Here is a 21,426-nt window from a genome sequence, read left to right as displayed (position 1 = left end):
CTGCTCGTCCGTCATCGAGCGGTCCGGCTCGACAGGCAGTTCGTTCATCGACAGCGACTCCACGGCGGTCTCGGACATCAAGCGTCTCTTCCTTGATCATCAGATCCGCCGTTAGTTTTACAGTCCCCCGGGAGCACTCGGCGTCGGTGTTTCGCCTTGGTCGCGCCTGGTCTGTGTCTGTGTGTGGTGCATGCTGGCTGGTGTGTGGGTGTCGTTTGAGGTGGCTGCGGCTCGGGCTGGGGTTGATCGGGCGACGGTGGGCCGGTGGGTGAATGCTGGCCGTCTCCGGTGTCTGGTGGTTGACGCGTCGTCGGGGTTGCCTCGGGAGCGCCGGCGGGGGGAGGCGGGGGGTCTGGTGAACGTCAGGGAGCTGCTGGAGGTGGAGCTCGTGATGCGTGGGCGCCGGGGCAGGCCGGGGCCGCGCGTGAAGGGGCTGCGGTGAGCGAGTACGAGCCTGGGGCGCCGGTGGAGTTGTCGCCGAGGGAGCGGGCGGTCCTGGTGTTGCGTCTCCTGTCGGATGAGCCGATGAGCCGCAAGGAGCTGGCGGCGCTGCTGGGTATCTCGGTGGATCGGCTGCGACAGGTGGAGTCGAAGCTGATGTCGAAGCTGCGGTGGGGGCTTCGGGTGGAGTTTCCTGCGTTGGACGAGGATGAGGCGGCGCGCCGGGTTCGTCCTCGTCGGTTGGAGGAGTGAGCAGCTGCGGGCCAGCGGTGTGGCCGGCGCGCTCGGTAACGATCTGTCGCTGACCTGCGATTCTCTGTCATGTCGGGTTTCCAGCTTGTGGCGTCTCTGGTGGGGTCTCTCGCGTGGCCTGTCGCTGTGGTGGTGGCGGTGGTGGTGTTGCGCCGTCCGTTGGCTGCGGTGATGGGCCGGGCGAAGCGGTTGGAGGCGGCGGGGGTCGCGGTGGAGCTTGCCGAGGTGGAGCAGGCTCGGGAGAGTGTAGAGGAGGGCTTGGCCCAGGCCGGCGTCGAGGGCGCAGCACTCGGGGCTGCCGAGGTGGATGAGCTGGTGCGAAAGGCTGCGCAGTTGGGCTGGCACCTGGCGAACCTAGGAACGGGCACTACGCCGGACGTCGTGGTGGATCGGTCAGGGGAGAGGCCGATTGTGCGATCTCCTGCCGAGGAGGCGTTCCGAGAGGCGGCGTCTAGGCCGGTTGTCGTGATCCATCCCCCAGGCTCCAGCAGGATGATCGACGGCGTTTTGTTTAAGTGATGATCTCGCCATAACTCACGATAATGTCTCTTATCGTGAGTTATAATTGATCATGAGAGAACGTGATCGCAACGAAGTGTGACGGAGCGATTACGCAATCTCAGCCCGCCCGATGCCACCCAACACCGGGCACCAACCAACCCGAGAACACGCAAGCGAAAGGGCTAGCGACATGACCGACACCCACGCCACCGAGCGCCCGTGGAAGTCCATCGACGAACTGGCCATCGGTGACCGGATCATCGTCCGCCGTAGCTCCACCACCAACCTCCCCCAGCGCGCCACCGTCGCCACCACGCCCCGCGAGATCGGCAACACCGGCGACTGGGCCTGGCAGGTCCGCTACGACGGGCAGGACACCACCACCATCATCCAGCGGTGCGAGACCGCCGAGGTGGAGCTCGACAACGACTTCCCCGGCGCCTGGATCGACCTTCCCGCCTTCCCCGGCCTGACCGTGGTGGGCCAGTTCGACGTGCACGACGGGCCCGATGAGAGCAACGTCCTCGGTATCTGGCGCGACAACGCCACCGGCCAGCTCTATTGCACCTACGCCTCCACCGGCGACGCCGAGGTCTTCACGGACGACGAGATCTCCGCCCAGGACCTCTACCGGTGCACGGCTAACGAGCTGGAGGCGCACCTGCACCGACACCTGGAGCAGTCCGAGTGGATGAACGACCGGGAGCCCTTCGCCCGCGAGATCGCCACGCTGATGGCCCACGTCCGCAGCCTGTAACCCCGCCGCGCCCCCGGCCCACCCACGCCGGGGGCGCACTCCCCACCTCCAACCAACCCAGAAGCAAGCGAAGGACGACCGGCATGACGCTGCACCTCCTGAAGGCCGACCCGAGCACGGACCTGTACCTCGTGTGGGAAGTCGAGACGGGCACCCCGCTCGTGGTCGGCCACCGCGACGACATCACCGGCTACCGGCACCCCGAGCACCGGACGCTCGGCACGGCGAAGCCCATCGCCCAGGCCGACCAGTTCGGCACGAGCGACGGCAAGGACGGCTTCTGCCACTGGGACGCGCAGGGCCTGCGCCTCGGCGAGCAGGTCGCCGGCTCCCAGCGGTGGATTTCCCGCGCGACGCTCCTGTACTTCGCGATGGCCGTGGACCTCGGCAGGCGCGACCTGATCGAAGCTGTGACGATGCCGTACGACCCGGCGCGCCGCCACCGGAGCTACCAGCCGCACGGCCCGGCGATGGGCACGGTGTACGCCGCGTACCACCGCCTCGACATCGAGGAGGGCCGCATCGTGTGGGCGAACCGCACCGCGCGCCTTTCCTGATCCCGCCGCGCCCCCGGCCAGCGCGCGCCGGGGGCGCACCCCCTCAACCCCGACTCTGGAGGTCACCATGACCCAACCGACCCTCATCCGCTGCAGCTTCACCGCCCGCACGCCCGCCCCCGGCGGCGGCTACCACTACGACACCGTCGCCGGCATGAGGCTCGCCACCACCTGCCCGCCGCAGGTGGGCGACGTCATCGCGCACACCGAAGGCATGTACCGCGTGGTCGCCCGGCAGTGGACCGTCCCGCAGATCGGCTCCACGGCGTGGCCGAGCACGGAGGAGGCGCCCCGCGAGGCGCTGATGGCCCTGGTCGTGGAACCGGCCGAGGGCCTGTTCGCCGACGAGGTCGTCCGCACCGAGGAGGACACCGAGCGATGAGCGAGCTGGAGCGCACGACGATCGACGAGCAGCACGACGGCGGCATGACCGGCCTGCGGCACTGGGTCCTGGCCGGCCCGAAGGGCGCGGTGCAGGTGTCGTTCATGAAGCTGCCCGACATCCCCGGTCACTTCCGCGACGAGGAGTTCTTCCCCGGCGGCTGGACCGGCGCTGATTTCGCCTACCACGCCTTGTTTCCGCTGTTCGACGGCCAGACGTCGCGGCGCGCTTGCGGCTTCGTGGAGGGCGGCCAGTGCTTCTACGGCGGGTCGTCCGTCCCGGCACAGCAGTTGGTGCAGGAGTGGGCGAAAGCCGACTTCGACGACGAGGTGATCTGGCTCGCCGCAGAGCTGGGCTACCGGGCGAAGTTCCTCGACGACCTGCCCGACGAACCCACCTTCCAGGAGAAGGCGCGAGCCCTCGGGCTGCTGCTCGGCGGCGACACCGACGGCCAGGAGGAGGGGCCGTCATGACGGAGCTGGAGCGCCACACCGCCGGCGGCGAGCTGGTCCCCGCCGACGACGCCGCCCAGTGGGCCCGGCTCGCCGAGCTCGACGCCGCGGCCGAGGAGTTCGAGCCGCGCGCCGAGAACACGCTGCGCAGCTACGCAAGCGACTGGCGGGCGTGGGAACGGTACGTCGCCGACGTCGGTATCCCGCTGGAGGCCGGCACGCCGGGCGCGTTCCTCGGGTTCGTGATCTGGCTCGGCAAGCAGGGCAAGGCCCCGGCGACGATCGAGCGGAACCTGTACGGCGCGGCGGTGTCCCTGCGGGAACGCGGCGTCGCGGTGCACCCGGACGGGCCGAAGAAGGGCAAGAAGGCGGTCGACGCGCTGGCCCGGATGCTGGCCGAGGCGGGGGAGCAGCGCGGTCGTGGCCAAGCTCCGCCGCTGACGGTGGTGCAGCTCCGCGCCATGTCGGAGGCGCTGCCCGACACCCTGAAGGGGAAGAGGGACCGGGCGATCCTCACGGTCGGGTTCGGCATGGCGGCGCGCAGGAGCGAGTTGGCGAACCTGCTCGCCCGCGACGTGGTGGTCACGGAGGAGGGTTTGAAGGTGATCGCCCGCTACGGCAAGACCGGCGCCCGCTCGCCCGCGATCAAGAAGGGCGAGAATGAGTTGACGTGCCCTCGGCGCGCCTGGCTGGCGTGGGCGGAGGCCGCGGACCTCGACCCGGACGGTCCCGCGTTCCACCGCATGAACCAGCACGGCCACCTGCTGGGCAAGATCACCGGTCAGGGCATCGGGATCGCCGTCGCCGACGCGGCCAGGGCGGCGGGCTTGGAGGGCGTCACCGGGCACAGCATGCGGGCCGGCCTCGCCACGGCTGCGCGGAAGGCCGGGCACGACTACCGGACCATCGCCCAGCAGGGCGGGTGGGCGGCGAACTCGACGGCGTTGCACCAGTACCTGCGGATCGTGGACCAGTGGGCGGACAACGCCACGGCAGGCATCGGGATGTGAGGGAGCCTCTGGTTCCGTCCATCGCACCCAAAGGTTTGCAAACCACTACTTAAACTAAGAGACAAACCCAAGAGAAGGATGCCACGTATTTTTCGAGGACAATAAGGAACAAAAGGGACATCGAGATATGTATAGGACAATGACAAATTAACAGAAATTAAGCGGCAGGGTCGGGCATGTTTGCGACAGAAAATATCAGACGATAATTTTGATTAATTTTCGATGATAGACGGGGATGTTCAGATCGAACAAATGGGCACATATGAGACGCATGTGAGACACATGTCTAATGCAGAGTGGTGATAGTTATCGTCGAGCTAGCCTAAGAAATCAAAAGTCTCTAGATACTCGGGCGCAAAGTCGAGTTACGATCGCCGGACTTGCTAACATAGAGGCAAGCACAGGGAAGGGCGAGACAGGGCCCGCCCTCGATCGCCAAACCGGAAGCAGGCCCCGCTCGCCCTTTGGCTCAGCTAGCTGAGCCCGCTGTGGTTGAGGAGCCAGTCGAGAAGGATCAGTAGCAACTGCGCACGCAGCAGCTCGTCCTGCTCGCCTGGTTCCTCTCCCGGGCACGTATTCCGCATGGAATATCACCTCACTCGGTGGCCGTTGCCTTTGGCGAGGCGGCCCGGCCACGTCGGCCGCCTCATGAGGACGCGGCCGCATTCGCCGAGTGAGGGCGAAGCACGTGCTGGTTTCCCATCCTAGCGGTGTCCCCAGTCATTCGTTGCCATTCTTTTGGCGCGTCGGCCCATATGTCGTTTTCTCGATGAGATTCCCTTTGGTCCGCCTTGCGGGAGGGGGCGTAAGGCGTATTGCGCGGCGAATGACGCTGGTCAGAGGAACGTTGATCTTGGCTGTAGTGGGCGGTCGCGGCACGTCTCGTGCATGGTGATCTGCATCACATTCGGAAGGGCTACCAACCCTGGAATGGACGGGCACTCATGGTCGAAGACCATGTCCGGCTTGCGGTGACTTGACAACAGTGCATATGCTGCGCGCCAGAGTGGAACACGCATGCCAAAGCGCTTGCATGATGGCGCGCACGCGTCTCTGAGCCCGCGCGTGTAGGACGATCTCAGCCCGCCGCGGGCTTCCGATCCCCCCACACGATGATCTTGTCTCAGGCCCTCTGAGACGCGCGAAAGCTGAAAGGCCCCGCCCCCACAGATGGGACGGGGCCTTTCCCATGCCCACCCGGCCCCGGCACGGCCCTGCGCCGCACGGGGGAGGCGCGGAAAACGAGCCGGGGCCGGGTGCCCCAACCCCTCAGCCTCTCGGGAGGCCCCCTCATGTACTGGCACACCCGTGACAACACCGAGCAGGAGGGCCGCCAGCGTGGCCGCCTGCTCGACCGGAGCTTCTGGCTCCACGACGCGCCCCGCCTCATGCTGTGGTGCCGCCTCTTCGGCCACAAGCCGGTCGTCGATGGGTACGGCCCCCACGGGCGCGGCCTGGCGGCACGCCGCTGGGTCACGTGCGACCGGTGCGGCGTCCGCCCCAACCCGCAGGGCGACCTCACCCCCGAAGAGTGGCCCATCGGCGACCGCTACGACGGCCTGTACGAGACCCCGCAGCGGCACATCCTCACCACCGAGGAAATCCGCACGGCCATGAACCGCGTCCGCACCGGCCTCCGGCTGCCCGGCCAGTGGCCCGACAAGCCGACCGGCAGCATCGGAGCACAGCTGATCGTCGGCCGCACCTTCGGCGGGTTCTCCGTCAAGGTGGAGATCGGATGCGCAGGCGGCGACAACACGCTGGCCGCGCACGTCCGCCTCAACCCGATCGGCGCTCTCTACCTGCACACCGAGGGGTTCGGCTGCTGGCTGCAACGCCGCCTCAACCCCGAGGGTCACACAGCGCGGGAGATCGGCCTGTCGGTCGACGGCTGGGCGATCCACACGAAGCTGTGGGCCTGCGACGGCGAGTGGTCCCGCACCGACCCGTGGTGGATGCACGGCCGCCTCAGCCTGGACCTAGTGGAGAAGCTGCTCGGCCCCAAGCGGTACAGCTACCGGACCGTGGACGGCCCGGTCATGGGCTGGATCCAGATGCCCGAGGGCGACCGCCACCAGGTGCAGCTCACCCTCCGGCGGGTCCGGCTCGGCCGCCCGCGCGCAGAGTGGGCCGCGAAGTACCACTGGGCGGTCGAGTGGGAGTCCGGCACGCCGATCGTCACCCGACCTGGCAGAGGTGGCACCACCGCGGCGTCAGTGCGGGTGCCCGACCTGGCCGTCGAATCCCGCTCGTGGGACGTGCTCGCCTGCACGCTGGCCGCGCAGCAGCTCAGCGCACGGCGCGCCGAGTACGGCTATCGACCGGAGGCAGCGCAGTGACCATCCATCTGCCCCGCGCTGAGCTGATCGTGCGCGTGCGAGGCCATGAGATGACCCTTGCGACGCTCGATCTGCCCGTCGAGGTGGTCGCCACCGGCGAAGACCCTGTGGCGAACGTGATCCTGAACGTCCCCGAGTTCTACCGCGACCTCGCCGCCACGCTCCGCGCGGCTGCGGACGAGGTGGAGACGATCCCCGACACCAACCCCCGCGCCCCCGGAGGCCCCCCAGCATGAAGGCCCACGTGATCGCCCGCGTCTGCCACGAGGCGAACCGGATCCTGCAGATCGCCGCAGGCCAACAGCCGTCACCGCACTGGGCCGACGCTCCCGACTGGCAGCAGGAGTCCGCCGTCGCAGGCGTCGAGGCCGCCCTGTCCGGCGCGACACCGCAAGAGCTCCACGAGCGGTGGTGCGAGGTGAAACGCGCCGCCGGCTGGACGTACGGTCCGGCCAAGGACGAGGCCGCGAAGACGCACCCCTGCCTGGTGCCGTACGAGGAGCTGCCCGCCGCCGAGCGGGTCAAGGACCACCTGTTCCACGCGATCGTCCGCGCCTTCCCCGCGGCCAGGACGGAGGAGTGATGCAGCGCTACATCAAGTACATGCCGCTGCAGGACATCCCGTCCGCGACGCGGAACGCCAAAGAGCACGACCTCGCCAGCATCCGCCGTTCGATCGAGACGTTCGGCTGTGTCGTCGCCGGAGAGATCGACGAGCGCACCGGCCGGCTGGTCGCCGGTCACGGCCGCAAAGAGGTCCTGATGATGATGCACGCCGAGGGCGTCACCCCGCCGGAGGGTGTGCAGCTGGCCGAGGACGGCACCTGGCTCGCGGCGCTGGTCCGCGGCTGGCGGTCGCGGTCCGACGCGGACGCCGAGGCGTACATGATCGCCCACAACCGCACCAACGAAAAGGGCGGCTGGGACCAGGACGTGCTGATCAAGTCCCTGGTGGACATCCAGCAGGCGGACGTGAACCTGCTCGAAGCCACGGGCTACTCCTCCGGCGAGGTGCCTGGCCTGAAGGAAGCCCTCGCGGCGGACGCCCAGGTCGTCACGGAGGTGACCGACGACGAACGGTACGGCCTCGGCGCAGGCGACGCCGGCGACGGTGAGGGCCCGTCACCGCAGGACTTCCAGGAGTTCGGCGACGACATCGCCACCGACTACCAGTGCCCGCGCTGCGCGTACGAATGGAGCGGCAAGCCCCGATGACGATGCCGCCGTACCGAGTGCCGACCATGGCCGAGGTCCGGGCGGTGCCATGGAACGGCTTCAACGCCATCAGCACCTTCTCCGGCTGCGGCGGTTCGTCGCTCGGCTACCGCATGGCCGGCCTCCGCGTGCTGTGGGCCAGCGAGTTCATCCCGGCCGCCGCCGACACGTACCGGGCCAACGCCGCGCCGTACACCCACCTCGACACCCGCGACATCCGCCAGGTCACCGCGCAGGACATCCTCGACCGGATCGGCCTCAAGGTGGGCGAGCTCGACCTGATGGACGGGTCGCCGCCGTGCGCGGCGTTCTCCAGCTCCGGCAAGCGGGAAGCCGGGTGGGACACCGTCAAGACCTACTCCGACACCCGGCAGAGGGTGGACGACCTGTTCTTCGAGTTCACCCGGCTCCTGGGCGACCTCCGGCCGCGCATGTTCGTCGCGGAGAACGTCGCCGGGCTGGTGCAGGGCACCGCGAAGGGCTACTTCAAGGAGATCCTGGCCGCGCTGCGCAAGCCCGGCTACCGCGTCAAGGCGCGGCTGCTCGACGCGCAGTGGCTCGGCGTGCCGCAGCGCCGACAGCGGCTCATCTTCGTCGGCGTCCGCGACGATCTTGGCGTCGAGCCTGTCCACCCGAAGCCGCTGCCGTACCGGTACACGATCCGCGACGCCCTCGCCGACCTGCCCGGCGCGCACGACGACGTGGAGAACGACCCGGAGACGGGGCAGCCGCTCACCCTGCGCGGCTACTCGGTGGAAAAGTACTGGCACGAGCTGCGCCCCGGCCAGGGCCACCCGGTGCGGACCAGCCTCAAGCGGCTGAGCTGGGACGAGCCGTGCCCGACCATCGTGGCCAGGGCAGGCACGTCGGGCACCGCCGCCATCACCCACCCCGACCACCCGCGCTACCCATCGCTCGCCGAGCTGCGCCGCCTGGGCGGCTTCCCGGACGACTTCGTCCTCACCGGCAACTACTACCGCAGGTGGGAGCGCATCGGCCGCGCGGTGCCGCCCGTGATGATGGCGCGGATCGCCGCCGCCGTCCGCGACGAGGTGCTCGTCCCGCTGCGCGACTCGGGGAGGATCTGATGTGCGGTGTCGTCGCCGGCCTCGGCAAGCTCGACCTCGGCCCGGCCGTGGCCGCGCTCGCCCACCGAGGCCCGGACGCAGCGAACATGGTCACGGTGGCCGGCGTGCACCTCGGGCACACCCGGCTCGCGGTTCAGGACCTCGACCCGCGCTCTGACCAGCCGTTCCGATCCGGGCCGGTCACGGTCGCGTACAACGGCGAGATCTACAACGCCGCCGAGCTGCGCCAAGCCGTCGAGGAGCGCGACCCGGGCCGGGCCTGGGCGACGACCGGCGACACCGAGGTCCTGGCCGCCGCGCTCGCGGTGCTCGGCCCCGACCGTGCGCTGCCCTGCATCAACGGCATGTTCGCCGTGGCGTGGGCCGACGACCGGCGGCCGGGCGTGCTGCACGTCGCCCGCGACCGGCACGGCGAGATCCCGCTGCACCTGCACCTGGCGCAGCCCGTCATGGCCGCGTCGGAGCTGAAGGCGTTCGCCGCGGCGGGCCGCCCCATGGCGTCGCACCTGATCGCGGACGTCCCCGCTGGCCAGTGGGGTGCGCTCCACGGCCGCCGCGCGGAGTGGCACCGGTTCCACACCCAGCGGTGCACGCCGGCGGGCTACTCGCTGGCGCAGGCGTCGACCCGGCTGAAGGACGCGCTCGCCCGCGCGGTGCAGCGGCGGCTCATCGCCGACGTGCCGGTGTGCTCGCTGCTGTCCGGCGGGATCGACTCGGCCGCGATCACGTACGAGCTGGCACAGCACGTGCCCGACCTGGTCGCGTACACCGCCCGCATGGACCCCCGCTCGCGTGACCTTCGGTGCGCGCGCGAGGTCGCCGAACACCTCGGGATCGAGCTGGTCGAGGTTGATATCCCGGCGCCGACCGCGGACGACCTGGCCCGCGTGGTCCAGGTGGTCGAGATGCCGCACAAGGCGCAGGTCGAGATCGGCTGGGCGTGCCTGCTGCTCGCGCAGCGGATCCGCGCGGACGGCTTCAAGGTCACCTACTCCGGCGAAGGCAGCGACGAGCTGTGGGCCAGCTACGGCTTCGCCTTCCACGCCCTGCAGAAGACCGACTGGCACATCTACCGGCGCGACCTGATGGCCGCGCAGAGCAGGAAGAACTTCCCGAGGGTGAACAAGACGTTCATGGCGCACTCGGTGGAGGGGCGGCTGCCGTTCTGCGACCCGGACGTGGTCGACCTCGCCCTGTCGCTGCAGCAGCACGCCGTGGCGGACGGCAAAGCCCACCCGAAGGCCGTGCTGCAGCGGGCGTACGCGGGGCTGCTGCCCGAGTCGGTGGTGCGCCGGCCGAAGGTGGCGTTCCAGGACGGCCTTGGGCTCAAGGACGCGATCACAGCCGTGCTGCCGAACCCGGCCCGCTTCTACAAGGCCGAATACCAGCGCCTCGTCAGAAACAGCAGAGCATGAGCGAAGACACCGACATCGCCGAACGGTTCGACACCGGCGGCTGGCAGTTCACGCCCGACGTCGCCGAGGTGTTCGACGACCACGTACGAGCCAGCGTGCCGCACTACGACGTGATCCAGGACCTCGTGGCCGAGACGACCGACTGGCTCGTCCCGGCCGGCGGCCTGGTCGCCGACCTCGGCGCGTCCACCGGCGCGTCGGCGCGGCGGATCCTGGAGCGGCACCCGGCCCGGGGCATCCGGTTTGCGCTGTACGACGAGCAGCCCGCGATGCTCGACCAGGCCGCCGCCGAGCTGCGCAAGCTCGCCGCCAAGGTGGGCGGCGAGTACGACGCCACGCTGAACGCGACCCGCATCCAGGACGGGCCACTCGTGCATGAGGACGCCGACCTGACGCTGTGCCTGTTCACGTTGCAGTTTCTGCCGCGCCAGGAGCGTGTGAAGGCGCTACGGCTCGCACGCATCAGCGCGGCCGAGAGCGGCGCGCTGATCGTCGCGGAGAAGATTCGCGCCATTGACAGCAGGTGGGCCGAGATCGGCAGCGACGTGGCGCACGACTACAAGGCGGATCGCGGCATCTCCGACGCCGCGATCCGGGCCAAGGCCCGCGCGTTGCGCGGCGTCCTCCGGCCGTACCCGCAGCAGACGACGATGCAGGCCATGGCCGACGCCGGGTGGCACGCGCCGGAGGTCCTGTTCCGGTGGCATTCGTGGGCGGTGATCGGCGCGTTCGCCTCCGCCCAGTAACGAGGGGGTGTCCTTTGATGTGGTTCGACGAGCGCCCGCCCCCGGACTGGTCGATTGAGCTGACTCCCGGCCTGGAGCTGCTGAACTCCAACCAGCGGCTCCACCCCATGGTCAAGGCCCGGATCACGAAGCTGCTGCGCCGCGCCGGTCACACCGCCTCCAAGGCGGCCGGTCTGCCGCGGCTTGAGCGGGTGTACGTCGTCGGCGAGCTCCGGCCCACCGACCGGCGCAAGCGCGACCCCGGCAACTGGTATCCGTCCGCGAAGGCGGCGGTGGACGGTGCGATGACCGACGCCGGCGTGCTGGTCGACGACGACGCCGACCACCTCGTCGGGCCGGACATGCGGCTCGGGCCGGTGGTGAAGGGCGGCCAGCTCGTGCTTCACGTCTGGCGCGGCACCGACACCTGATCTGCCCTCCCTCACCCATACCTCGAACGGGGGTCCCCTCATGGTTTCCAGCAGAAAGCGAGCGCGGGCCACCGTCGTCGCTGAGCGGCGCGCCAAGGCCGTGCAGATGCGGATCGCGGGTATCAGCCCGACGATCATCGCGGAGAACCTCGGCTACTCCAGCTCGGCGGCCGTCACCAAGGACATCACTCGCAGCCTGCAGAAGGCGGCGAAGGCTGAGCAGGTCGCGTCCGAGCACCTGCTGCAGATCGAGATCGACCGGCTGGACCGGCTCATGGCCGCCGTCTGGGCTAAGGCGCTGTCCGGCGACGTTAAGGCCGTCGAGCAGGCTGAGAAGCTGATCGCCCGCCGGTGCGCGCTGCTGGGCCTGGACCTGATCAACCGCAACGGGTCGGAGAACAGCGACATCGCCTCCCTGCTGGGCAGCCTGTTCGCGAACCTTCAGGCCCGGCACGGCCAGGACCAGGTGACGGTCGAGGTCGTGGACGCTCTCGAAGCCGGCGAGGACAGCCTGTGAGCCTGGCGGTTGTCACGCTGTCGCCGATGCAGGAACGCAGCATCGCGGAGTCCACGGCGCGGATCAACCTCTGGACGGGCAGCGTACGGTCAGGGAAGACCATCGCTTCGCTGCTGCGGTTCCTGATCTACGTGGCGCAGGCGCCGCGCGGCGGCCACTTGGTGGTCGTGGGCAAGACGAGCGACACGATCGCGCGGAATGTGTTCGAGCCGTTGATGGACCCGAGCTTGACGGGGCCGGTGGCGCGTCGGATCTTCTACACGCGTGGCGCGGTCACGGCGAACATTCTCGGCCGCCGCGTCGAGATCATCAGCGCGAACGACGTCCGGTCGGAGTCGCGGCTGCGGGGTCTCACCTGCGCCGGGGCGTACGTGGACGAGGCGACGCTGATTCCCGAAGCGTTCTGGGACCAGCTGCTCGCCCGCTGCTCCGTGCCCGGCGCGATGATCTTCGCGACGACGAACCCGGACGCGCCGAACCATTGGCTTCGGAAGAGGTTCCTGCTCCGCTCCCACGAGCTGGACCTGCGCTGGTGGCACTTCACGCTGGACGACAACCCCAGCCTGGACCCGGTGTACGTCGCCAACCTCAAGGCCGAGTACACCGGCCTCTGGTACAGGAGATATGTCCTCGGTGAGTGGTGCATGGCCGAAGGCGCGATCTTCGACATGTGGGACCCGGACCGGCACATCGTGGACGAACTGCCGCTCATGGAGCGGTGGCTCGGCGTGGGCGTGGACTACGGCACGGTCAACCCCTTCGCGGCTCTGCTCGCTGGGGTGTCCGTGCCGGACGCGGACGGGCAGCGGCGCGTCTACCTGGCGTCGGAGTGGCGGTGGGACTCCCGTCTCGAACGGCGTCAGCTGACCGACGCGGAGTACTCGGCGAAGCTCGCCGAGTGGTTGGACACCATGCCGAACACGTACGGGCCCGGCACGATGGGGCTGCGGCCCGACTGGGTCATCGTTGACCCGTCCGCGGCCTCGTTCGTCACGCAGCTCCACCACGACGGGCTGTTGCCGCAGCTCGGCGACAACGCCGTCTTGGACGGCATCCGCACCGTCAGCAACCTGATCGCCGGCGACCTGCTGCGGGTGCACCGCTCCTGCGCGGGCTGGCTCGGCGAGGTCGGCTCCTACTCCTGGGACGACCGGAAAGCGGAGAAAGGCGACGATGCCCCGGTGAAGGTCGATGACCACTCGATCGACGCCAGCCGGTACATCCTGCACACCACGCAGGCCGCCTGGACGCCGCTGATGGAGCGCGTACCCACCGACCACCACTGGCGCAAGCGATAAGGCTGGCGCGTAAAGCCGGTGCGCCCCCGGCCCCCGCCGTTGAGGGGCGGCGCGGGGCCGGGGCCGCACCCCAAACCACGAACGTCAGGGCCATCCGACCGGGTGGCCCTTCTGCATGTCCAGGAGGGGCACACGATGCAGGACAACGCGCGACTGACCGAGGGGAGCCACCTGGCGGCCGGCATGGGCGGCCACGACGCCGCCCAGTGGCGGTGCACGTGGAAGGTGGAGAAGTACCGGGGCGACGACACCGGCCCGCACGCCACACCGTTCGAGACGATCGAGCGCGTGGGCAACGCCCTCATGTACGGCGGCGCGGCTGCGCTGTGGCACCGCCTGACCGGCGGCACCTCCGTCACGGCGTTCGATGCGACCAACGCGCGGATCGGCGTCGGCGACGGCACCGCCGCCGCAGACCCCCTGCAGACCGACCTGCAGGGCACGAACAAGATCCGCAAGGGCATGGACGCCACCTACCCGCAGCACACGGACGGCACCGGTGCCGGAGCCACCACGGTCACGTTCCGGACGACGTTCTCCACCTCGGAAGCCAACTTCGTGTGGGCCGAGTGGGGCATTTTCAACGCCGCCGCCGCCGGCCGGATGCTCAACCGCAAGGTCGAGGCCCTGGGCGAGAAGACGTCCGCGGCCTCCTGGGTGTTCACGGTGCAGCTCTCCCTGGTCTGAGCCACCACGCGACTGCCTGACGAGGAGGAGGGCGCGGCGTGGCGACCATCCTGGAGGACTTCGAGGACGCGACCCTCAACCTCACCATCACCGGAGACTGGGCGCGGACTTCCGGCAGTTCAGCTTTCGGCACCTGGTCGCTGAAAAGCAAGACGATCGGCGCGAACGGCACGACGAGCGCGGAGGTCACCGTCCCGGCCGGGGCGACATCCCTGACCTTCTACTACCGGGTGTCCTCCGAATTGGACTGGGACAAGTTCCTCGTCCTGGTGGACGGCGCGACCGTGCTCACGCAGTCGGGAGAGGTCGCCTGGACCTCGACCACCCTCAACGTGACCGGCAAGTCGAAAGTAATCTTCCGGTACACCAAGGACGATTCGTTCAACCAGGGCGGCGATGCCGCGTGGGTGGACCAGCTCACGTTCACCGTCCCCGACGTCGGCACGCCCAAGGCGGCCACCGACAGCGGCGGGCTGGTCGAGACGACCTCCGTCGCCCAGGTCCCCGAGATTCCCAAGAACGCCGAGGACGCCGGGCACCTGGTTGAGTCGCGCTGGCAGGGCACGCCGCAGGGCGGCACCACGCCGCCGTCGATCCGTTCGTACACCGCCGTGGCGGGAGTGTCGGCGTCCTACACGGTCACCGCGCCTGCCGGGCTCGTGGCCAATGACGTGCTGGTCGCCATCCAGGCGGCCGACCGTGGCGACACGACGAACATGACCGCCCCGACCGGGGGCACCACCTGGGAGCTGCTGGACTCCCTGGACGGGATCGGCCAGGTGGGTATCACTCAGGCCGTCCGGGTGTGGTGGAAGCGCGCGGGCTCCGGCGAACCTGGCTCGTACACGTTCAAGCAGGCGTCCTCCTCGGACGGCGTCTGCGTGATCGTCGCCGTCAAGGACGCGTCGCTGACGGCCGCGCCGATCCTCGCGCGTTCCACGGACGGCGACGGCGAAACCATCACGACGCCGGGCATCACGCCGGCGGGGGACAGCAACCTGGAGCTGCGGCTGATCGCGGCGTACTCGCTCGGCGTCGCCATGACGTTCACCGCCCCGGCGGGCCTGAACCTCTTGGGCAGGGCCCAGTCGCGGGTCTACACCGCCGCGGCGGCGGCGTCTCGCCTGCTGCAGTCCAGCGCAGCCACGGCCCCCGCGGACTTCGTCGCGTCCGTGGAAGATGTGGAATGGCGGTCCGGCTACACGCTGGCTCTCGCTCCGGCCGTCTCCGGCCCTCCGGAAACGCCGAAGGCAGCGTCGGACTCGGTCACGCTGGTCGAGTCGGCCTCGGTGGTCGTCGTTCCGGACGGGATCCCGCACTCCTCGGACGACTCTGCCGCCCTGACGGAACTCGCTATGGCCGAGGCCGACATCGCCAGCTCGGACGCGGCCACCTTGGACGAGGCCCCGGCCATCGACGCGGAGCCGAGCAGCGCCGACACCGGCACGCTGACCGAAGCGGCGTCGCTGGAGCTCGGGTGGAGCGGCACCGATCAGGCGCACCTCACCGACGCCGGCCACGTGGACGTGCAGGCCGTAAGCGCCGACACCGGCATGCTGCTGGAGCTGACCGACGTCGCGAAGACGATCGGCCCGGTCTCCAACGACGCGGCGATGCTGACCGAGACCGCAGGCGTGGAAGCGGTGGCGGCGGCGGCCGACGCGGGCTTGCTGGTGGAGGCGTGGGCGCTGGAGTTCGGCCAGGAGGGCGCCGATCAGGCGCTCTTGGCCGACAACGCTCAGGTGGAGGCCCGGCCCGCCGGCGTCGATGGCGGCGCGCTGGCCGAGGCGGTGGACCTGGCCAAGACGATCGGCCCGGTCTCCAGCGATGGGGGTGTGCTGGCCGAGGCCGCCGCCGTGGATGTACAGGTCGCGACCGTTGACGCGGGCGCGCTGGTCGAAGCGGCTGCGGCGGCAGTCGTCAAGGAAGCCGCCGACGCGGCCGCCCTCGCGGAGACCGTCTCGATCGGGCTGGACGTGTCCGACCAGGTGGCGCTCATCGAGCAGGCGGCCGTCGATGCCGCCATGGGGGCGTCCGACAGCGCGGCCCTGGCCGACGCCGGGTCGCTGGCGATCCCCAAGGCCGCTGCCGACACCGCGGTGCTCGTCGAGCACGCCGAGGTGATCGACATCGGGCGGGCCATCGTCGGCGTCGAGCTCATCCGTCGTGGCTGGTCCGCTCATTCGCCGCGCCGCCGCTGGGCGGCCGGTCGGCCGCGCCGGGCTTGGCGGGCCGAATCACCCCACACGTAGGGAGGTGCCAGTGGAACCGATGTCCTCCCTGTCCAGGGAGTTCCTGTACGTCTTCGTCGAGGGCGCGACCGGCAACGAGGACGTCGAGATGGCGTTCACCGCTCCAGGCGTCAAGCCGGGTGTCGGCGACTGGCGGCCAGCCGAGTGGGAGCCGCCGAAGGCTGACGGCGCTGACGCGAAGATCCTCGTCGGCCCCGGTGAGGGCGCTGTCGCGCTGCCGGAAGGCACCCATCTGGCGTGGGTGCGGGTCACCGCTGTCGATGAGCAGCCCGTGTTGCCTGCCGGGCTGGTCCCCATCACATGAACAACGAGAGGTGGTGTGATGCCGCTCCCCACTCATGACCAGGAGTGGCCGCCCCCGCACATGCGCGCTGAGATGCGCCTCTACCAGCAGCACGGGGCCTGGTACGCCGGCGATCCTGACCGGCTCGCCCAGGTGTACGGCAACGGGGCCGTGACGCCGGGCCTGGGCCTGGACCTGAAGGGCTGGGATAGGCCGCTGCAGTGGGCTGGCGGCGCGGTCGGCCGTGTCGCGCGGTGGTTCTGGGGCTCGCCGATCCCTGCCGGCCAGTCCCGCTCGACGAAGCTGCACGTGCCGTTGGCGGCGGACATCGCGGCGAAGTCCGCGGACCTGCTGTTCAGCGAACCGCCCACCCTGCGCGCGGCCGGGAAGAAGACGCAGAAGCGTCTCGACCAGATCCTCAACGAGGGCTCGGTGTACGCCGGGCTGCTGGAGGCCGGCGAGCTGGACAGCGCATACGGCGGCGTCTACCTGCGGGTCGGCTGGGACACGGAGATGGCCGACTACCCGGTGGTCGACTCGGTCCCGGCCGACTCGGCCGTGCCGGAGTTCCACAGCGGCAGGCTGGCGGCGGTCACGTTCTGGCGGGTCGTCGGCGAGGACCAGAAAGTCGTGTGGCGGCACCTGGAGCGCCATGAGCGGGGCCGCGTCTACCACGGCCTCTACCAGGGCGATGACTCCCGGCTGGGCCACCCGGTGCCGCTGGAGGACCACCCCGCCACCGCCGGTTTCGCAGCCATCGTGGACGCGGACGGCGGGTTCGATTCCGGCTATCCAAAGGGCTTGCTTGTTCACTACGTGCCCAACATGCGGCCGCACAGGACGCTGCGGGGTACGGCGCTGGGCCGCTCCGACTACGCCGGGGTGGAGCCCCTGATGGACGCCTTGGACGAGACGTGGACGTCGTGGATGCGGGACCTGCGGCTCGGTAAGGCCAGGATCATCGTGCCCGAGGTCTACTTGCAGAACACGGGCCGGGGCCGGGGCTCGTTCTGGGACCCCGACCGGGAGATCTACAGCGGGCTCGGGATGCTGCCGCCGGCGAACGGCGGCGGCAACATGATCACCGTCAGCCAGTTCGACATCCGCGTACAGGAGCACCAGCAGACCGCCAAGAGCCTGGTCGCGCAGATCCTCCGGGGCGCCGGGTACAGCGTGCAATCCTTCGGCGAGGCCGGCGAGGGCGTCGAGGCGACCGCGACGGAGATCCACTCCCGAGAGCGGCAGTCCCTCACCACCCGAGGCCGGAAGATCGGCTACTGGACGCCCGCGCTGGCGTGGCTGGGCGACTGCCTGCTGTCGGTTGACCACTACATCTTCAAGACGAAGGTCACCGCCGAACGCCCGCAGATCGAGTGGCCGGACGGCGTGTTCCTGGAAACCGAGTCGGTGGCCCGCACCGTCGAGCTGCTGAACCGGGCGCAGGCCGCGTCGATCGACACGCGGATCCGGCTCGTGCACCCGGACTGGGACGACGACCAGGTGACGGCCGAGATGAAGCGGCTTCGGGACGAAATGGGCCTGAACGTCCGGGACGCCGACACGTTCGACGAGCAGATCATCCCCGACCAGGATGACGACCTCGATGGCTGACCTGCTGGAGCAGGTGGACGAGCGTATAGCGCTCGCTCACGCGATCTCCGCACGGTACGCCGACGCCGAGGAGCACCTGTTCGAGGTCATCGCCAAGTCGCTGGCCAAGGGCGGGGACGGGCCGCAGCAGGCGCAGGCGCGGCTCGCCGAGGTGAAGGCGCTCGGCCTGCAGGCGGAGAAGATCCTCAAGGACCTGGAGGAGCTCGCGGCCGGAGCGGTCGAAGAGGGCGTGACGGCGGCGTGGCAGCAGGGCTTCATGCGCGCCAGCGAGGAGCTGGAGCGGCTGGGCGAGGCTCAGGGCATCAGCCCCGGCAAGGGCCTGGCGCAGCTGCTGAAGGAGGCTCTGGGGCTGCTGCCTGCCCTCACCACGGGCGCGCTGCGGCAGGTGACTGACATCTACCGGCAGGTCATCGCCGAGGCGACGCCGCTGGCGCTGGCTGGCGCGATGACGCGCGAGCAGGCGACGACGAAGGCGCTGCAGAAGTTCGCCGCGAAGGGCATCACGTTCTTCGACGGCAAGGGCCGCACCTGGTCGATTTCCTCGTACGCGGAGATGGCGACCCGCACGGCGATGGCGCGGGCGGCGAACGAGGGCCACCTGGCGACGTTACGGGAGAACGGCCGCGACCTCGTCATGGTGTCGCGAGCGCCGTACACGTGCCCGCTGTGTGATCTGTGGGAAGGCCAGGTGCTTACCCAGTCGGGCGCGGTCGGCGACCGGCAGGAGACGCATGTCCTGACGGGCGACACGATGACCGTGCATGTCGCGGGCACCGTCGCTCAGGCGCGGATCGCTGGTCTGCAGCACCCGAACTGCAAGCACACCTTCTCCGCTTACCTGCCGGGGCTGACGAAGCCGCCGGCGAAGCCGGAAGCGAAGGGCACGTACGGGGACACGCAGAAGCAGCGCTACCTCGAACGGCAGATCCGGGGGTGGAAGCGGCGCGCGGCGGCGGCCCCGCCTGGCAGCGCGGAGAAGAAGGCTGCCGAGGCGCACGCCAAGGCGTTCCAGGCGCAGATGAAGGAGCACCTGGACAAGACGGGGCTGCTGCGGCAGAGGTCTCGTGAGCGGGTGCGGCCCGACGAGACGACGATGCCGGATCTGCACCCGTCGCTGAAGCCCCCGAAGCCGAAACCGGCGCCGAAGGTGACAAAGCCGAAGCTGGTGAAGCCGAAACCGGCGCCGAAGTCGGCGAAGCCCTTGGCGAAGCCGAAGACCGCGCCAGCTCAGCGTCCGGCTGCTCCCACGCCCACCGGGCGTAAGTCGTCGATGCGGGACGCCACCCGTCATCTCACGAACGCGGCGGGGGAGGAGTGGATCAGGACCAGGATGCCCGCCATCCCCCGAAGGTCCTGGGCGCGGGACGAGCTGCAGGCGATCCGGTCCTACACGGGTGACTCCTACACCGCGATGAACAGGGCGTTACGGGGTCCTGCCGGTGCCGGCAGTCCCCACACTCGCAAGCTGATCGCCGATCTCGACAAGGCGATGACTCGGCAGGCGGTGCCTGAGCCGGTCATCGTGCACCGCGGCGTCGACTCCGGGTGGACGAAGGCCAACGGCGTGGACATCTCCTCGCCGGAGGAGATGGAGGGGATGGTCGGCCGCGTCCTGCGGGACAAGGCGTATATGAGTACCAGCGTGGGGCGGAACGCGGCGTTCACGTACACCGCTGTTTCGTTGGCCATTCGTGCGCCCGCTGGCCATAATGCGTTGAATGTGGACGGTCTTACGACACATCCCGGCGAGCGTGAACTTATTTTGCGTCGCGATACAACGTACATCGTTCATTCGGTGTATAAAGTCGACAAGAAATGGTTCGTTGAAGTCGAAATCGTTCCCGACGACTGGTTCGAGAACGGGCCGCCCGCCGACTGGCGGCCGGACCCGCTGGGCGACATCGACACCGGATACACGTACTAGGAGGACGGCGGGATGGCAGAGCAGCAGGAGCCCGTACATCCACGGTTCACCGAGAGCATCACGGTCGTAGGCCAGGCCGCAGGCACCTACAGCAACAAGCCCGCCAACCCGGCCGCCGTACGCCGCGCGCGGCTGAAGGACGACGACGGCATGGTCCTCGGCCACGTGTGGACGGATGACCAGGCGGCGGCCGGATTCGTCAAGGACCCGGACGCGGGCAGGCTCGGCATCGCTGCGGCCTCGCGGGTGTGGAGCATCCTCAAGGACGCCCACGACGCGGGCAGGCCCGCCAGCGATGTCCTCGACCCTGCCCTGTTCGCCCCGGACTTCGAGCTGGTCACCGACTAGCTCGACTGCACCACCACCTGAAAGGCCCGCCCGGCGCGGGCCTTTTTCATTTCCAGGCGCACCCCACCAGGTGCGCCTTTTTCATGCCCGCCCGCAGGCCGGGCGGCCCCGTGCGACAGCCCGCAGGACGGGCGGCACATCACCGATTCCAAGGAGTCAGCTCATGGCAGACGAGCAGATCGAGGTCTCCTCCACCGCCGACCAGGCCGCCGCTCAGGCCGGCCAGGACAGGCCCGCGCCGGAGACGGTGAACCCCACCCCTCCGGAGCAGGCCCCGGCCGCCGACGACGACAAGGGGAAGGCTGACGCGCGGAAGATCGACGACCTTCCCGCGTGGGCGCAGGCCGAGCTGCGGCGGGCCCGGAACGACGCCGTGAAGTACCGCACGCAGCTCCAGGAGAAGGAGAAGGCCGCCGAGCAGCAGGCCGGGCCGTCCCCGGAGGAGGTCGCGGCGCAGGCGAAGGCTGAGCTGGCGCAGCAGATCGGGAAGGCTCTCGGCCTCGTTGCCGAGGAGGAGAAGCCGGTCGACCCGAAGGAGATGGTCGAGCGGCTGACTTCCGAGCGGGACAGCACGGCGAAGGAGCGCGACAAGGAGCGGGAGCTGCACCGCCGGGCGCTCGTCGAGCTGGGGGTGCACCGCACCGCGCTCAAGGCGGGCGCGGACGGCGACGCGCTGCTCGACAGCCGTTCGTTCCTTCGCTCTATCAAGGACCTCGATCCGAACGCTGAGGATTTCAGCACTGCCCTGGCGGAGCGGATTCAGCAGGCGGTCGAGGACAACCCGAAGTTCAAGGCGGCATCCCTGTCGGGGCCGCCCGCGAGGAGCGGAGGGGAGTTCACCGGTGGGCCCGGTGGCCGTAGCTCCGACCCGGACCAGATGACCACCGACGACTTCCGTGCGGCACGCCGCCGCCAGAAGTCCAACCCCAACAAGGAGTAGG

Annotated in this window: 24 protein-coding genes; all 24 read left to right on the top strand. The window is 69.5% G+C overall.

All coding sequences use genetic code 11. The features are described 5' to 3' along the window. Positions 1-438: 438 nt before the first annotated feature. On the top strand, positions 439-693 hold the full coding sequence (locus tag ABD292_RS46375) for a sigma factor-like helix-turn-helix DNA-binding protein (protein WP_344219389.1): 255 nt from the start codon (positions 439-441) through the stop codon (positions 691-693). 69 nt (positions 694-762) lie between these two features. After that, positions 763-1,212 (top strand): hypothetical protein, encoded by a 450-nt coding sequence (locus ABD292_RS46370; RefSeq protein ID WP_344219388.1) that lies wholly within the window; start codon positions 763-765, stop codon positions 1,210-1,212. A gap of 172 nt (positions 1,213-1,384) precedes the next feature. Further along, complete coding sequence (locus ABD292_RS46365; protein WP_344219386.1) at positions 1,385-1,951, top strand: hypothetical protein; 567 nt, start codon at positions 1,385-1,387, stop codon at positions 1,949-1,951. 83 nt (positions 1,952-2,034) lie between these two features. Beyond that, positions 2,035-2,508 carry a hypothetical protein gene (locus ABD292_RS46360; protein WP_344219384.1) on the top strand — a complete coding sequence of 158 codons (474 nt, stop codon included), beginning with the start codon at positions 2,035-2,037 and terminating at the stop codon, positions 2,506-2,508. A gap of 67 nt (positions 2,509-2,575) precedes the next feature. Further along, positions 2,576-2,890 (top strand): hypothetical protein, encoded by a 315-nt coding sequence (locus ABD292_RS46355; RefSeq protein ID WP_344219382.1) that lies wholly within the window; start codon positions 2,576-2,578, stop codon positions 2,888-2,890. Beyond that, positions 2,887-3,363 (top strand): hypothetical protein, encoded by a 477-nt coding sequence (locus tag ABD292_RS46350; RefSeq protein ID WP_344219380.1) that lies wholly within the window; start codon positions 2,887-2,889, stop codon positions 3,361-3,363. Before ABD292_RS46355 ends, ABD292_RS46350 begins: the two co-directional genes overlap by 4 nt. Next, on the top strand, positions 3,360-4,352 hold the full coding sequence (locus tag ABD292_RS46345) for a tyrosine-type recombinase/integrase (RefSeq protein ID WP_344219378.1): 993 nt from the start codon (positions 3,360-3,362) through the stop codon (positions 4,350-4,352). The genes ABD292_RS46350 and ABD292_RS46345 overlap by 4 nt, the downstream gene beginning before the upstream one ends. Positions 4,353-5,644: 1,292 nt before the next feature. Further along, entirely contained in the window at positions 5,645-6,691 is a 1,047-nt protein-coding gene (locus tag ABD292_RS46340; RefSeq protein WP_344219376.1) for a hypothetical protein, read from the top strand. 50 nt (positions 6,692-6,741) lie between these two features. Further along, positions 6,742-6,927, top strand: coding sequence for a hypothetical protein (locus ABD292_RS46335; RefSeq protein ID WP_344219374.1), 186 nt, complete (start codon positions 6,742-6,744; stop codon positions 6,925-6,927). Beyond that, positions 6,924-7,274: a RyR domain-containing protein gene (locus ABD292_RS46330; protein ID WP_344219372.1), complete on the top strand. Its 351-nt coding sequence runs from the start codon at positions 6,924-6,926 to the stop codon at positions 7,272-7,274. Before ABD292_RS46335 ends, ABD292_RS46330 begins: the two co-directional genes overlap by 4 nt. Further along, on the top strand, positions 7,274-7,906 hold the full coding sequence (locus tag ABD292_RS46325) for a ParB N-terminal domain-containing protein (RefSeq protein ID WP_344219370.1): 633 nt from the start codon (positions 7,274-7,276) through the stop codon (positions 7,904-7,906). The genes ABD292_RS46330 and ABD292_RS46325 overlap by 1 nt, the downstream gene beginning before the upstream one ends. Next, positions 7,903-8,994, top strand: a complete 1,092-nt coding sequence (locus ABD292_RS46320) for a DNA cytosine methyltransferase (RefSeq protein WP_344219368.1) — start codon at positions 7,903-7,905, stop codon at positions 8,992-8,994. Before ABD292_RS46325 ends, ABD292_RS46320 begins: the two co-directional genes overlap by 4 nt. After that, positions 8,994-10,409 (top strand): asparagine synthetase B family protein, encoded by a 1,416-nt coding sequence (locus ABD292_RS46315; RefSeq protein WP_344219366.1) that lies wholly within the window; start codon positions 8,994-8,996, stop codon positions 10,407-10,409. The genes ABD292_RS46320 and ABD292_RS46315 overlap by 1 nt, the downstream gene beginning before the upstream one ends. After that, a complete protein-coding gene (locus ABD292_RS46310; RefSeq protein ID WP_344219364.1) occupies positions 10,406-11,155 on the top strand; it encodes a class I SAM-dependent methyltransferase in 750 nt (249 codons plus the stop codon). The genes ABD292_RS46315 and ABD292_RS46310 overlap by 4 nt, the downstream gene beginning before the upstream one ends. A gap of 17 nt (positions 11,156-11,172) precedes the next feature. Further along, positions 11,173-11,565: a RusA family crossover junction endodeoxyribonuclease gene (locus tag ABD292_RS46305; RefSeq protein ID WP_344219362.1), complete on the top strand. Its 393-nt coding sequence runs from the start codon at positions 11,173-11,175 to the stop codon at positions 11,563-11,565. A 40-nt stretch (positions 11,566-11,605) separates the two neighbouring features. Continuing rightward, positions 11,606-12,082: a hypothetical protein gene (locus tag ABD292_RS46300; RefSeq protein WP_344219360.1), complete on the top strand. Its 477-nt coding sequence runs from the start codon at positions 11,606-11,608 to the stop codon at positions 12,080-12,082. Continuing rightward, on the top strand, positions 12,079-13,380 hold the full coding sequence (locus tag ABD292_RS46295; protein WP_344219358.1) for a PBSX family phage terminase large subunit: 1,302 nt from the start codon (positions 12,079-12,081) through the stop codon (positions 13,378-13,380). Before ABD292_RS46300 ends, ABD292_RS46295 begins: the two co-directional genes overlap by 4 nt. A gap of 135 nt (positions 13,381-13,515) precedes the next feature. Beyond that, positions 13,516-14,067: a hypothetical protein gene (locus tag ABD292_RS46290; RefSeq protein WP_344219356.1), complete on the top strand. Its 552-nt coding sequence runs from the start codon at positions 13,516-13,518 to the stop codon at positions 14,065-14,067. 38 nt (positions 14,068-14,105) lie between these two features. Beyond that, complete coding sequence (locus ABD292_RS46285; RefSeq protein WP_344219354.1) at positions 14,106-16,319, top strand: hypothetical protein; 2,214 nt, start codon at positions 14,106-14,108, stop codon at positions 16,317-16,319. A 10-nt stretch (positions 16,320-16,329) separates the two neighbouring features. Beyond that, positions 16,330-16,623: a hypothetical protein gene (locus ABD292_RS46280; protein WP_344219352.1), complete on the top strand. Its 294-nt coding sequence runs from the start codon at positions 16,330-16,332 to the stop codon at positions 16,621-16,623. An 18-nt stretch (positions 16,624-16,641) separates the two neighbouring features. Then, a complete protein-coding gene (locus tag ABD292_RS46275) occupies positions 16,642-18,213 on the top strand; it encodes a phage portal protein (RefSeq protein ID WP_344219350.1) in 1,572 nt (523 codons plus the stop codon). Further along, a complete protein-coding gene (locus ABD292_RS46270) occupies positions 18,206-20,137 on the top strand; it encodes a phage minor capsid protein (RefSeq protein ID WP_344219348.1) in 1,932 nt (643 codons plus the stop codon). Before ABD292_RS46275 ends, ABD292_RS46270 begins: the two co-directional genes overlap by 8 nt. Before the next feature lie 12 nt (positions 20,138-20,149). Further along, positions 20,150-20,485 carry a hypothetical protein gene (locus ABD292_RS46265; protein ID WP_344219346.1) on the top strand — a complete coding sequence of 112 codons (336 nt, stop codon included), beginning with the start codon at positions 20,150-20,152 and terminating at the stop codon, positions 20,483-20,485. A 163-nt stretch (positions 20,486-20,648) separates the two neighbouring features. Further along, complete coding sequence (locus tag ABD292_RS46260) at positions 20,649-21,425, top strand: hypothetical protein (protein ID WP_344219344.1); 777 nt, start codon at positions 20,649-20,651, stop codon at positions 21,423-21,425. Position 21,426 lies beyond the last annotated feature (1 nt).

It is taken from the genome of Nonomuraea bangladeshensis (assembly GCF_039529455.1).
In the GTDB taxonomy this organism is placed as follows: domain Bacteria; phylum Actinomycetota; class Actinomycetes; order Streptosporangiales; family Streptosporangiaceae; genus Nonomuraea; species Nonomuraea bangladeshensis.
Note: the sequence above shows the minus strand (reverse complement) of the source record. Positions and strands in the feature narration are given on the sequence as shown.